Below are 13,673 nucleotides of genomic sequence, written 5' to 3'. Positions count from 1 at the left end.
AATAGTTTAAAATAAACCGAATGTATCGCGCATCCAACGGCCCTCATAATCCTTGTACACCTGGCTAACCTCGTGTGCAAGGTTTTTAAATACCATTAAGTGTTTATCGGTATGCATGGAATTAAATACTGCATAACCATTATTGGGCGGTACATAAGGGTCCAGAAGGCCTAAGCCTAAAATTGTTGGGCATTTTATAGTTGTTGCAAAGTTTTTGGTATCATAATAGTCAAGGTTACTTAGTACCTGGTCAAAAGTTACACCGGGTTTGCTTAAAACATATTTTTTAATGTCGTTAATAGGCCACTCAGCAGAGCCAACCAAATTACGGATGTCGCTCATGATAGGGTTTTGTGCCGAGCAAATTGTAACGCGATGATCAAGACCTGCAAGTGCCAGGGATAAATAACCGCCCATACTGCCGCCGGTTGCCAAAATCTGATCATGCCTTAAATTGGGCTGCGCATAAATAAAATCAACGGCGCGCACACAGTCCATAATTACGCCGCGCATTACGTATTTGTTTTTATCCTCGATATGATAGGAGATAAAAGCATCGCGCTCGGTATGGATCACATCGCGGCTGGTACCTTGTCCGCGGGTATTCAGGGTGATGATCACCAGGTCGGGGTCGAGGCCTACTATAGGGTATAGCTTTACCTGGTAACCGGGCAAGCCAAGCAGTACCGAAAATTTCTTGTCTTTATTTTTGCTGATAGGTACCGTCATGTAACCCCGGATGGTAAGGTTATCCAATGATTTCATTTCTATTTCGTAAACCTTGCGGTTTTCGGTGTTCATGGATGGGAGCTCGGTAATTTTGTAGTTAGGTTTCACCTTTGCCAGTTCATCCTTAGCCGTTTGCCAAAACTGGTCAAAATCGGCTGGCCTGGCATATTGCGATCTGATTTCATCCGGCCTGATGCCAAAAGCACGACGGGTAGTATCGTCATAATCGCTTACATTAATCATCATGTTAAGCTTGTAAAAACCCGTTTTTAAAGCAGGCACGTCAAAATCATATTTAGAGGTGCTTTTTTTAGCAAGGCTTACCGGTTTCGACAGGGTTTTAATAATTTGTCCCTTATCTGTAGTGATGTTGTACGATATGGTGCCCTGCTGGTTGGTGTTGTAAGTGTTTTTAATTTCGAAACTGAACGAGGCGGTAGAGCTAAATACGCCTTCCTTATTGTTGATGGTTAATACTGTTGACACTTCATCGTCACCGCCGCTTTTATCGTTAGTTTCGGCCGCTTCTTTTTCGGTCTCCTGGGCTATGGCGGGCCTGGCGGCAAGCATTACCAATAAAGCGAAAGCCATGATCAGTAATTTATTAGCATTTTTTACCATGTTATAGTTAGACTTTAATCCTGGCTGATTCATTTTCGGGATTACGTGTTTTATTCCTGATCAGAAAATCAGACTTGCGGATATAATGATTAAGGGGCTCTTCTATTAATTTAAACAGCGTTATGGAAATGATATTTAAAACGATGAACGCGTATAAAAGGTTTAAACTATCGTACTCAAACGGCGAATGCCAATCAAGTCCCCATTTGTCATAAAGCTCAAAAACGTAATCGTTAAGATGGTTGGTGCCCTCAAGAATAACGTTATAAATATAGCCTAAGTGAATGAGGTAAAATATGTACGAGCTTTTGCCCAGGAGCTCAATAAAGGGGTGTGCTAAAAACTTTTTAAGCAGGGTGGTTTCGGTAAGCAGACCGTAAAAGAAAATGGCAATTGCCGTAGCCAGCAAATAATTATTGGTTACAATGCCCCAGGGATTATGTAAGCCGGCTTCGTACCCTTTTGGGATGGTTAAGGTGGACATGATCCACACGCAAAAAAATATCAGGAAAAAGCCCAGGTAAGTGAACTTCTTTTTGCTTGTACCATCCTGTTTTTGTTTGCGGACTATGAGTGCCAGCTGAATACCGGCAAAAAACTCAAAGCACCTGCCTAAAAAGGTGTAGAGCATCATAAACGTAAAGTTGCCGAAAAAACCAAACCAGTTGACATGACTAAAGATCAATACGAGTACAACGCCTAAGCCGGTAACCGCAATAGGCTGGATATAAAATTTTTTGTATTTGGTAGCTATCAGGAAAATAAAAGGGGCCGAAAAGTAAAAGCATTCTTCAACCGTGAGCGACCAGCCTTGAGCTATGCCTGTAAACTTAAACTGGTCAAAAAAACCGCGCACAAAAACGATGTTCATGAAAAACATAACCACCGGGTTTTGCCCCGCTGTTACGGTTTGATTTTGAGTAAAATGAAAAGCTATAAATGCGCCAATGGTAAGCAACGCGTACATAGGGTAAATGCGCGCCACCCGGTTTTTGAGATATTGCAGAAACCACTCTTTAGTTAATTTAAAACTATCAAAATACCTGAAGGCTATCAAAAAACCCGAAAGCACAAAGAAGATAGTAACCCCGATATGAAACTCGTTAAAGAAGCGTTGCACAGAGTGGGGAAATTTTTCATCAAATATATACGCAAAATGCGAGATGAAAACCAGGTAGGCGGCCATGGCCCTTACACCGGTTAACGCTGGAATATAATTGGATTGCGCTCTTTGTGACAAAACAGACGTATTTTAACTTTTAGATCAATTTATTTATACGTAATTGTTTGCAAAAGGGATACCAAGTTAAACAGGTAACGGCTGATGAATGGCAGTATTAAGCAGCAGTAGCAGTTTTTAATGGCAGCGGGGAAGGAAATGATTTGCTTATTCGTTAAACCAGAACCAGGATTTGGGGGGATTTTTAGAATTGATGGATCTTGTTGACTCGTAAGTTTTCCAAGCGTTTTTATAACATCGTCATTGCGAGGTACGAAGCAATCGCGAACTGTACAGATGAACTTGCATAGCCGCTCTGCCTATTGGGGATTGCTTCGTACCTCGCAATGACGCGTGGCTATTTTAGCGCCGTTTTTGGTATGGTATAAAAATCCCGTTAATCCTAAAATCCTATAAATCCAGGTTCAGACCACTTCCCTGCACCACACCTTTGCTCAAAATCCTTTGATCAATATAATACTGGATCTCTGATTTTTTCAATCCCCAGTTGGGGGCGATAAGCAGTTCGCGGTCGCTGAGGCCGAAGAGGCGTTGGATCACGATATCCGGGCGAACGAGAGGTAACAGTTCGCACAGGAAATCGGCATATTCGTCAATGCCGAATAGGTGGAACGGTTCGCGTTTGTATTTTACGCCCATTACCGAACCTTCAACAATGTGCAGGTGATGGAATTTTACAAACCTGATCTGTTTAAAACGGTTAATCTCATCGGCGTATTTTAACATCATCTCTTTAGTTTCCCATGGGAAACCGAAAATGGTATGCACACAAATATCAAGTTTTGAATTTTCGACCAGGCTCAGGGCTTTCACCAGTTCTTCATGGCTGCAGCCGCGGTTAATCTGGTTAAGGGTATCGTTGTAGATACTTTCCATCCCCATTTCAAGGTCGACATCAAAACGGTCGGTATAACTTTCCAACAAGGCTATTTTTTCAGCGTCGATACAATCAGGGCGGGTACCTACCGAAAGACCAACAATATCTTCAGTACCATAACTCAGGGCCTCGTCATACATCATTTTAAGGTAGTGCGCCGGGGCGTAGGTATTGGTATTAGGCTGAAAGTAAATGATAAACTTATCGGCCTTGTTGCCTTTACGGGCACGCTCCATACCTTCCTCAACCTGTTGCCTCACAGTGGGTGCATTGCGGCTAACCGATGGGGTAAAGGAATCAACGTTACAATAGGTGCAACCACCATAGCCTTTTGAGCCATCACGGTTGGGACAGGTAAAACCGCCATCAACAATTACTTTAAATACGCGGTGGCCTTTGTATTTCTCTTTGAGCCAGGGCCCGTAATTGTTATAGCCTTTTTCCCAGGTTGTTATTGTTTGCTGTTCCACTTTGCTTTTTTATTTGATGATTCCTCTGATTGACAGTTGATTTCACCGATCAGGTGGCAAAGATAGTGATTTTTGATGATGAGGGATTTACATCCAAAATCCTTACCATTAATATAATCGTTTACCATTTTATAAATGATTAGCTTTGACACAACACGTTCTTTAATTAAAAAGCATATGAGCCTAAAAAAGCCAGGAGATACTCCTGTTACCAGGAAATCCATTCCCTCCATCGCTCCAATTATTCACCCCAATTTAAATATTAAGTAGATGGCCGCTAAATCATCAGAAATGCAGGCCCGTGAGTTTGTATATGACCTTGACAATTGCGCCAGCGAATATGGCTTTGGTAAGGAAGACTTTTGGCAGGTACACCTTGTTACCGAAAAAGACAAACTAAAACTTGCAAAGATCTACTATCCGCTTATGTCGGTGCCAATGGCTGCAGAAACTGTTCCCACAATCCTTTCCCTTGTGCAGGGCAAGCTTGTTAAATTTAATGGTATGGAACTGCCGGCAGGTAAATCTGTAGTTATTAAAGATACCCAACAATACCTGGTGGCTTATAATATCAAACGAACGTTTTGATTGTAGTCTTAATTTGATTCACCTTTAAATAGGTCTTTTTATAAGTGCTCAGGATCTGGGTTATTTTTGACGGATCACGTTTTTCAAACAGGTGGATTACCCATACGGTAAAGCGCAGCATGCCCACAGGGTTAACAATCCCCAGCCCCAGTTTATTTATATCATTATCACGACTAACTATCTGTTTCGGATAATCCTCCCCGGTGCGGGTAAACAGATCTTCGGCAAAGCACCAGGCACCATCACGGGCATTGCCAAGGGCAAACTGGATCAGTATAGAATTATTTTGTGCGTGCAGACCAGCCAGCGACAGCAGCGGGGAGATCTGGTTCAATTCGCTGATCACCTCGTAAGTAAGCGCCGAAAGAATGGTGTTGATGGAGTTAAAATCGTTATGAACTTCGGTTAAGGGCTGGTTAAGTTTCCGCGCTAATTCAACAACGGCAATGCCCAGATCAAGGTTGATATGTGCGTTCATACCAATGAGCAGGTGCTGCAATACCAGTCTTGACGGTTTGCTAAAAATACTGAAAGCCAGCTGCCATGAATTGGAACAAGGCTGTTTTTGCTGCCAGGATCGGTAGGCTGTGATATACCTGTTGGCGAAGATCACGTCCAGTTGTTCCATGCGGGCGGGGTTTTCAAACTCACCGTTTTGGATGCCTTCCCTCACCTTGCAGGTAACTTTATGATAAAGGGCCGCAAAATACCCGGCCCGGCTATCGGTTTTTATAGCATCGGCAATAATGGCTTCCAGTTGTTCAATGATCTGGTTAATAGTTTGAGCTTGTGCAATAGGTTCCATAACAGGCAGATAGGTTTCAGGCAATTTGGTTGCTTTAAAGATATGGTTTTTGTTGATGGCTTGTACATCAGGTTTTTATGCCAGACAGGCAAAACACAATTAAAAAGATCCCGATGAGCAATAAGCCCCAATATACGTACCTGAAAAATGTCGCGTTGTTAAGTTTATGGTTCAGGTATCTGCCTAAAAATATCGCAGGGAAAACAGCGGGCAGCGATACCATGAAATACTTCAATACTTCGGCGGTAATTAACCCTTTGAAAATATAGCCTGTTACCCCAATTAAGCTTGCCGGCAAAAAGTAGCCCTGGAGTGTTGCTCTGAAATCTTTAGCGTTCCATTTTCGCATATTACCATAAACAACCAGTGGCGGTCCGTTAACGCCATAAGCTCCACCCAAAACACCCGAAAGAAAGCCGCAGATAAACAGCCAGAACTTATTGTCGTTATCCAGCCGGAACGTGTTTTTGCCAAACATGGCGTATAAGGAGTACAGGATGATCAGAGCGCCAAGCCCTGTCTTTACCCAAAACTCGTTACCGTATATCAGTATCAGTAAACCGATGGGGATGCCCGGGATAGCAAAAAGGATAAGCCATTTAGCACTGTTTAACTGAATTTTGCTATGGTCCTGTATCACAACTACCAATGCAACTAAAACGGAAATGAGTACCGAAAGCGGAACGGCCACGCCGATGGGGATAAAGATACTAAGTAAAGGTACAGCTACCAGCGATTCGCCGAAGCCAAAGGTCGACCGTACCAGTGTTGCTATAAAGCTTATGATAAAAATGTAAATGAAAACAGTATCCATATTGATGTTTAATAGAAACTATTGATCATTTACCCCAGAGAGTTAATGATCAATAGTTTGTTAGTTATTATTTATTACGATTTAAGCTGTCGACGTTTTGCCATTAACATAGAGTCTGCTGAAAACCTGCCGCCTCCCGAAATGAGCAATGCGATAAGTCCGGCGATGTAAATTAAATTGATCTCATAACCTGGCGGACCGAAGACTGGTCCTGCGGGTGTTAAGCCTATGGTTTTTACCGAACTGAAACCATAATGAATTTGAATGCCGAACATGGCAACAAGCATAATGCCGATAAGCGGCACAGCGGTTATGCTTACAAATAACCCGATAAAAATGGTCAGGCCGCCAGCGAGTTCAGTTAACGTAGAGATCCATGCCATAACATGAGGGAAAGGTACATGGATCTGGGCCAGCAGGTTTCCGAAAGCTTCGGGGCCTTTGGTTAGTTTTGCCCAGCCATGGGCCATAAAGCCGAAACCGATAGCCATGCGTAAAAGCAGGGGTGCCGGTTGTTGGTAGTTTTTTCCGGCTATAGAAAAAATATTGTTTATCATGATTGAAAAAATAATTGATATACCATAATTATTGGGGTCCGCCGTTTATGCTTGTCGCTGCGAATGGCAGGGACAATGACAGGCTAAACCAAATAACTACGAAAATTTGTGAATACAGATAGCCTTAAAGGCTAATCAGAAATACTTTATTAAACCGGAAGGCAAAAGCCTGCAGAGCAATAAGCATAAAAAGGGTAGGGGGTGTTCAGATCAGGAGGGCCCTGTTTGCAAGGTAAAGTGGGATGGGGCTTAAACTGCGGGTAGCAATGTTGCGGTATAAAACAGAAACCTTTTTTAACAGACCGATACCCACAAAAAACACCGCCGCTACAATAATTGCCAAAAGCAAAGGAACTGCTGTTTTTGAGGCGGCTTCCTGGTAAGGGATTATTTTATCGCCGCTATTGTACGCGTTACATACTTCATCAACAACAGCCTTTATATCGCGCGGTGCTTTTTGCTCCTTGCTTTGGGGCGAATGATTGGCAATTGAGCATAAAGTATTCCTTACCGGGCAATAGCCAAGCACCAGGAAAATCACCATCATCATCAGGCTTAGTGATGAACGTATGGATTTGATGCTTTTTCCGTGTGTCATGATTGTTTTGGAGGCAATGTTTAATGCTGTATTACAAAGATAACATGTTTTAAAGAAGGGTTTTGTAACAAGATGATGAAGGAGGGGAGATTGTATGAAAACTGCTCTTAACCGCGGATTAATAATGAATTAATAAAATGTACCGCGTTATTAATTAATGGGTTATATTTATATTGAGTTTTGTTGATGCCCTCAATTTAACCTACACCTATGACTGCAGAACAACTGACAAAAGAGATAGACGATCTGAAAAAAGAGCTTGCCGGACTCAAAGAAACTTCAGACGAGGATAAGAAAAAGGATTTCTGGCTTAAGTTTTTTTCGTCAATCTTTTTGCCGCTGGCTATTACCGCATCAGGCTATTGGTTTTCGCAGGCCATTAAGAAGCAGGATATGGAACAATCGCGAGATCATGATGTGCTTGCCAATCAGCAATATCAGCAGCAAATGCAGCTATCCATACAAAACCAGCGACTGGAAACCTATAAATTTGTTACCCCACTGCTGGATATTATGGTGAACAACCCCGATCCGCAAAAACGTGTTTATGCAGCTAAAGTAATTACAGAGGTATTGCCGAATGATGCCCCGGAGCTTTTAAAAACGGCCATTGCTTCAGATCCTGCAAATACCAAAAAATATCAAAGCGCATATGACAGTACCCAGGTTAAATTGGTTGCAGGCTTGTTTTCTGATAACAGCTCTACCCGTACAAACAGCGCCAATGATATTATGGTGAACTGGTATAAAACCGCAAGCATTGTACCACCATTGATTGATTATGCTTTACGAAACATGAACAACGCCAACGGCATTTTTAATACAGTGGTTGTGCTGCAAAACATGCACGGCAATGTTTTAAAAGTTAATAAAGCTAAAATCCAGGATTTTTTACAAAAGGTGATGAAACTGGACAATATGCATAATACCGTTGCCAATGCAACAGACCTTTATAAAGCTTTGAATACACTGTAACTTATAGCGTAATAAATATTATTTCCCGCTAAAGTATTACCCATTTCCGGTGCAGTTCCTGTTAGTTGAAAGGGCATTAAGCTAAATTTTGGCTCATGGAAGGAATAATTGGATAAAATTGATTTGAATTTTATTGCAGGTTTGCCCATAATACTAATAAACTTTTAATATTCTCACCTTGATGTAATGATAATTGTAAAAGTGCCTCTATGATACTAAAAAGCAGCTATTTAGTAAAACTATAGTGAATTTTATTCGTACTATTATAGTATTAATTAATTATTCACCTAAAGATTCGACACCATGATAACTTTATTAATAGCACTAAGTGCAAGCGCAATATGTGGTTTTTTCGTCGCTAACAGTACCGATGAAAATGAATGTTAAATGTAACAGGTTAAACGGGGTAATTATGTGAAAAGGCTAATCAGAAATGGTTAGCCTTTTTTGTTGACGATACACCTTAAAATATGTGATTACGCTACCGCAAGGCTGTGCCTTGTGGTAATCATGCTAAGTGTTGAATTTGCTTGTGGTTGCAGCGGCAAAGAAGATATACAATAATAGATTTTGCAAATACTATTTGTAAAGGGAATAGTAAAATATTTAGCTTTGGGCATATGGCTAAAAATAACCGTCGAGGTGCCGGTGAGGCAACTGATAAAACCCGGCCTAAAAGTACTAAGGCTGTAGCCCGGAAAAAGCCCGGTAATGCCGCAGTACCTGCCGCCGCTCCTCAAAGTATCCAAAGCACTGAAACAACAGCTTTGGCCTCTTCCTCAAATCCGGAACATCCTTCAATACAAAACGAAATGGAAGTACATCACCATCCCCAGTTGGAGCATAAGCCTAAACCCTGGAAAGAATACCTGCTTGAAGGCTTTATGATATTTGTAGCGGTAATGATGGGTTTTATTGCCGAAAATATAAGGGAGAGCATAACCAACAGCGAGCACGTAAAAGAACTTACCGCGCAGCTTGCACAGGATATTAAAGCCGACACAACCCAGTTAAACGAAATTTACCGGGAGGAGCTGAAAATAAGTAAAGCTAACGATACGCTGGTTAGCTTGTTACAACAGCCTTTTAAAAAGGAGGAGATCGGGCATATTCAAAAGCTTGTAGTTGCATCACATAGTATGTGGCCCTTTCATCAATCGGCGGGGGCAATTAATGCCATCAAATATGAACTCCATTTAAAGCAGTTTTCCAGCTCAAAAATTATAAGTTACATTTCGGAGTACGAAAAACATGTTGAGCTGAGACATACGGTTCAGGATATTACCCTGCAATACCAGCGAAGTTTCATCGACCCTTTTTTACTTAAGCATTTTACCGGCGCCTCGCTGGATGCCGCTTTTAAAAAACATCCGCAGGCAAGCCCCCAACCCCGAAATTTATCGCAGGAGGATATCGACCAGTTAAGTGCTGATATGATATTGATCAGGATCAACACCGAGGAGCTGCTTGCCGACAACCTGAGGGTAAAGAACGACGCCATTAAGCTGCTTGATTACTTGAAAAAACAGTTTGATATTGAAGAAGATTAGGGGATAGCAAGCCCTTTGGTAATGTTTTACATACGCTTTCGCCGGTGCACGCGCGCCACGTGTAACCTATAAGCCATTTCATAAAAAAAATTACTTGCGATAGCAGGGCGGCGGATTTTTGTTTTGGTTCATGTATCGCCCGGTTAAACAAAATAAGTATCTTTCGGCACCAAAATCTTAAAGCACGTGTCCGAAAAAATTATAACTATCCCTTTTAATTACGATCATTTTTTACAAAGTCGCCGCATTTACCAGGATTATTACGCTAAGAAGTTTTATGGCCGTAATGTATGGTTCACCATTTTTGGTATTGTATGTTTTTTAATGGTGTGGGCTTTAAATGATCACAAGGAAATAACCGGACTTGCGTTAACGGGTGCTTATTTAATTTATATCCTGCTGGTTTGGATGGGCTTTTTTGAGCGCCGCTTTAAATTTTCAAGGCGGAGCAAAGCGCAGGCCAAGTTACTGAAGGCCACCGAAAATGTTGTAGCTATTTACACGTTTACTCCCGATAGGTTAACCTATAACGATCATGAAAAAGCATATAGCTTTAACTGGCAGCTTTTTAAACCTTTTGAGGTTTACAAAAATCATATCCTGCTAAGTTTGAAAGAAAACGATAGTTTACTTTTCATACTGGGCCGCCAGGAACTTGGCGATGATGATTACTTTGCAGTACAGGAGATCCTGAAAGAAAAAACCGGCGATTTGCTGATGAGCATGAGTGATGCTAAAAAGCAGATGGAAGATAGAAGTTAATGGAGGTTGTAAGGTGCCTTGTAGTTGTGATGGAATTACTAAGCATGCGGGGCATACGTGCCGCCAGCGATGGGTAAATATGCTGAGTGTTGAATTTGCTTGTGGTAGCAGGATATTCCAACTGGCTACTGCCGAAAATAAATATGTCATGCTTTATTGATCGGCCAATTTTTAACTACTTATGCAATGAATAAGTACTATTTTTGTTAAAATTAATATAATATGAGTAAAAAAATACTTCACATAATAGGAAACGGATTTGACTTGGCTCACGGGATCAAATCAAGTTATTGGAACTTCGGAGAGTTTGTTGAAGAAAACAACAAAGAACTCTTCGATACACTTGAAAGGTATTTCGATTCAGAAATGTTATGGTCGGATTTTGAGGCTGCACTCGCCGAGCTGAACACAGATGATATGGTGGAAGATGCGATGGCTTATTTACAGGATTACGGTGCGGAGAACTGGAGTGAGTCCGGAAATCACGATTACCAGTATGAACTTGGAAAGAACATTGATCGGATCACGAAGGAACTTAAAGAGGCTTTCACCCAATGGATATTGCAGATTGAGATCCCACCCACTGCTGGAGATAATCGGTTAGGTATCCAAATTCATGAACTATTCTTGACCTTTAATTATACGCCTACTCTGGAGCGTGTTTATCATGTTGACCATGTAGATATCAAATACATCCACAATAAAGCTATTGATAAGGATTCGCAACTCATCTTGGGCCACAGCAGAAATACAGAAGGTACATCATTTAATAATACCTCTGATCTTGAAGGCATCGATGTTCGTATTTATGAGGGAAACCAGTTGTTGGACGAATATTTTAAAGTAACTTATAAGCCTACAGAAAAAATCATTGAGGATAATGCAGAGTTTTTCGATTCATTAACATTGATTGAAGAGATTCATGTGATCGGCCATTCCATGTCTGAGGTCGATTATGGGTACTTTGAAAAGATCGTTGCCAAAACAGATGCAGATAAAGTAAGGTGGCGAATCAGTTACCATGATAATAAAGATCTGATTAAACATCAGAAGGCAGCAGATGATCTTGGGCTGAATCCGGCAAAAACCGAACATATATTAGCAAGGGATTTTTACACCATTCAGCCGAAGTTATTTTAAGCGAGATTAATCGGATTAAGTAAGTCGAAAAGTTGATTAAGGCATCACCTTTTGAGACATGGCATCTGAAAGTCTCGAATGCCCTCATATCTCACCCCCAACCCCTACATATTCGCACCAGAATGTGTCCTCTGAGGTACAGGCATAAGCAAAGCTATAAGCTACCAAAGATGGATAAAGAGTGCTTATGATTCAATGATAGGAGAAATTATGCTTGTATTTTCTTTAGCTTTATCACTAATTGATTCAAATCATGTTCAATCATTTACTAATAGAGCAAAGCTTTCCGACACCGATAGGAATCGTTAAATGCGGTATCAGTAGTACATATAGCACACTTATCTTGATGGGACACAACACTTACGAAAATGGGAGATCTGTTATCTACAGAACCTTGTCTCATATCGTAGAAGTCATAACGTTCAAGCGAAGGCTGCCACTATACAATGGAGAATCAGTTAAGGATTGCCAAGGATGGATATGGAGAATAACTAAAGAAAGCGGGGAAGTTGAACATTTACAATTAAATTGTCTAATAAGTGATATAGCTACAGATGTAATATTGCTTGGCAGTGATCCTGGTGAGCATTTGGATTCTTTTGCTGCTAATAATGATAGTTGGATAACCCATATTGGATCTGAAGATGGTGAGGTAATGCATTATAGGGCTTTAAATGATGACTGGATGCCTTCAAGATATAAAGACGCTTTAGATTTTACCACATCTTTTACAAGTATTCAATCAAATGGTTTATCAACCTTAGTACCAGATCTCAGGGAAGGAGAAAGAATCCATTTTCATTATTTAGCGGCGTATGATGAGTACAGCGAAATACGAGTCAACACGTGGTTCGCTGTGGATGAAACTAAGCGTAACTTAGAGAACTGGATAGGAATTTGGTAAATCTCTCTCGAATAGTTTACCGAGCGACAGGCATAAACAGAGCTGTCTTCATCTAAGCAACAAATGAAGGTAGCGAGAGCTTATGTGTATTCATTTATTCACAAGCGTATATATACGTACAAATTTTTCTTTATAGTTATTTCTATCTCCCCGCAACCACCAACACCCTGTTCGCCGCCGACAAACTCATCTCCAACCGCCCGGCAACAAGTATTAAAAATTACTCCCAAAAGGTTTAATGGCTGATAATCAAATATTAACAATGTTTCACCGTAAATGTTAAACTACTGATTTTTAATGTGTTTCAGAAAATACCTGTTCCACGTTTCGGCTCTCAAAAAATGGGACAACTACGTTTTTTTAAAAAGAGGGATCAGGAAATTTCAATTTTTTTCGGGGAATCAAAAAAATGGGACACCTCATTTTTCACAAGCCCCGGGTGCAAACCGAATACCACTTTAACCTGCACTATCACGCTTATGATCAGGCAAACCATCCACACGGCAAACCATTTAAGCGATAGTTTGGTATTCATAACCGCCTTAAAAAAGAATATGGTCATTACCAACAAGGCTAAAGCCATGGCATAGGTAAACTGCTGCCAGCTGCTAACCGGCAAAAACCTGAACGCATAGGTTGAATACATAGCGCAGCTGCCCGCCAGGCTGGCAAATGCTATACGCCGTATAAAAATCCATTTGTTACCTTTAAGCAGTACCATGGCTGCTATAACCATTATCACCCATTTAATGGCTGCAACAATGTTAGATAATAATATAACATCGGGTGTGGCTACATAACCAAACTTTTGTTCAATGAACCAGGCTGTTATTATAACTGATACAGCAAAATAAAGGATAGCGGTTACGGCGTTCCGGGTGTTATCGGGCATTTAAATTAGGTTCGGGGATTTTGGGTGATAAATGTATGGATTTATAATTTAATAAGGAAAGCGAGAGTCAACTAACTTATGTTGTAATAACATCATCGGCCCGCTCAATCGCCGCGGGTAGGCTTTGTTCTTTTTCTTGACAAAAAGAACC

General features: G+C 41.0%; 14 protein-coding genes. 6 read left to right on the top strand and 8 right to left on the bottom strand.

Annotated features, from left to right (window positions below; translation table 11 throughout):
• Positions 1-6: 6 nt before the first annotated feature.
• From ACFFGT_RS25580 to mnmL, 3 genes are all read right to left on the bottom strand, one after another.
• Positions 7-1,383 carry an acetylxylan esterase gene (locus ACFFGT_RS25580; RefSeq protein WP_377025356.1) on the bottom strand — a complete coding sequence of 459 codons (1,377 nt, stop codon included), beginning with the start codon at positions 1,381-1,383 and terminating at the stop codon, positions 7-9.
• Positions 1,358-2,590 (bottom strand): acyltransferase family protein, encoded by a 1,233-nt coding sequence (locus tag ACFFGT_RS25575; protein WP_377025355.1) that lies wholly within the window; start codon positions 2,588-2,590, stop codon positions 1,358-1,360. Before ACFFGT_RS25575 ends, ACFFGT_RS25580 begins: the two co-directional genes overlap by 26 nt.
• Before the next feature lie 390 nt (positions 2,591-2,980).
• Complete coding sequence (gene mnmL, locus ACFFGT_RS25570; RefSeq protein ID WP_377025354.1) at positions 2,981-3,937, bottom strand: tRNA modification radical SAM protein MnmL/YtqA; 957 nt, start codon at positions 3,935-3,937, stop codon at positions 2,981-2,983.
• A 270-nt stretch (positions 3,938-4,207) separates the two neighbouring features.
• On the opposite strand from mnmL, the gene ACFFGT_RS25565 reads away from it, so the two are divergent.
• Positions 4,208-4,525 (top strand): hypothetical protein, encoded by a 318-nt coding sequence (locus ACFFGT_RS25565; protein WP_377025353.1) that lies wholly within the window; start codon positions 4,208-4,210, stop codon positions 4,523-4,525.
• Here ACFFGT_RS25565 and ACFFGT_RS25560 read toward each other — a convergent pair.
• The 4 genes from ACFFGT_RS25560 to ACFFGT_RS25545 all read right to left on the bottom strand — a co-directional run bounded on the left by ACFFGT_RS25560 (position 4,509) and on the right by ACFFGT_RS25545 (position 7,299).
• Entirely contained in the window at positions 4,509-5,330 is an 822-nt protein-coding gene (locus ACFFGT_RS25560; RefSeq protein WP_377025352.1) for a DUF5995 family protein, read from the bottom strand. The two genes, ACFFGT_RS25565 and ACFFGT_RS25560, sit on opposite strands and share 17 nt — an antisense overlap.
• Before the next feature lie 67 nt (positions 5,331-5,397).
• Complete coding sequence (locus ACFFGT_RS25555; protein ID WP_377025351.1) at positions 5,398-6,144, bottom strand: sulfite exporter TauE/SafE family protein; 747 nt, start codon at positions 6,142-6,144, stop codon at positions 5,398-5,400.
• A 74-nt stretch (positions 6,145-6,218) separates the two neighbouring features.
• On the bottom strand, positions 6,219-6,701 hold the full coding sequence (locus ACFFGT_RS25550; protein WP_377025350.1) for a DoxX family protein: 483 nt from the start codon (positions 6,699-6,701) through the stop codon (positions 6,219-6,221).
• 205 nt (positions 6,702-6,906) lie between these two features.
• Positions 6,907-7,299 carry a hypothetical protein gene (locus tag ACFFGT_RS25545; protein ID WP_377025349.1) on the bottom strand — a complete coding sequence of 131 codons (393 nt, stop codon included), beginning with the start codon at positions 7,297-7,299 and terminating at the stop codon, positions 6,907-6,909.
• Between the two features lie 210 nt (positions 7,300-7,509).
• Here ACFFGT_RS25545 and ACFFGT_RS25540 point away from each other — a divergent pair, with 210 nt between their 5' ends.
• The 5 genes from ACFFGT_RS25540 (at position 7,510) to ACFFGT_RS25520 (ending at position 12,630) form a co-directional block, all read left to right on the top strand.
• Entirely contained in the window at positions 7,510-8,274 is a 765-nt protein-coding gene (locus ACFFGT_RS25540; RefSeq protein WP_377025348.1) for a hypothetical protein, read from the top strand.
• A 620-nt stretch (positions 8,275-8,894) separates the two neighbouring features.
• Positions 8,895-9,824 (top strand): hypothetical protein, encoded by a 930-nt coding sequence (locus tag ACFFGT_RS25535; protein WP_377025347.1) that lies wholly within the window; start codon positions 8,895-8,897, stop codon positions 9,822-9,824.
• A 186-nt stretch (positions 9,825-10,010) separates the two neighbouring features.
• Complete coding sequence (locus ACFFGT_RS25530) at positions 10,011-10,586, top strand: hypothetical protein (protein WP_377025346.1); 576 nt, start codon at positions 10,011-10,013, stop codon at positions 10,584-10,586.
• A 222-nt stretch (positions 10,587-10,808) separates the two neighbouring features.
• Positions 10,809-11,726, top strand: a complete 918-nt coding sequence (locus ACFFGT_RS25525) for a bacteriophage abortive infection AbiH family protein (protein WP_377025345.1) — start codon at positions 10,809-10,811, stop codon at positions 11,724-11,726.
• A gap of 253 nt (positions 11,727-11,979) precedes the next feature.
• Entirely contained in the window at positions 11,980-12,630 is a 651-nt protein-coding gene (locus ACFFGT_RS25520; RefSeq protein WP_377025344.1) for a hypothetical protein, read from the top strand.
• Between the two features lie 373 nt (positions 12,631-13,003).
• Here the strand turns inward: ACFFGT_RS25520 and ACFFGT_RS25515 are convergent, their stop codons facing one another.
• The gene (locus ACFFGT_RS25515; protein ID WP_377025343.1) at positions 13,004-13,522 is read right to left on the bottom strand and encodes a hypothetical protein; all 519 of its coding nucleotides are present in this window, start codon (positions 13,520-13,522) and stop codon (positions 13,004-13,006) included.
• Positions 13,523-13,673: the final 151 nt, after the last annotated feature.

This window comes from Mucilaginibacter angelicae (genome assembly GCF_042434235.1).
GTDB classification, from domain to species: Bacteria; Bacteroidota; Bacteroidia; order Sphingobacteriales; family Sphingobacteriaceae; genus Mucilaginibacter; species Mucilaginibacter angelicae.
The sequence above is the reverse complement of the archived record's forward strand: the minus strand, read 5'-3'. Positions and strand labels throughout refer to the sequence as shown.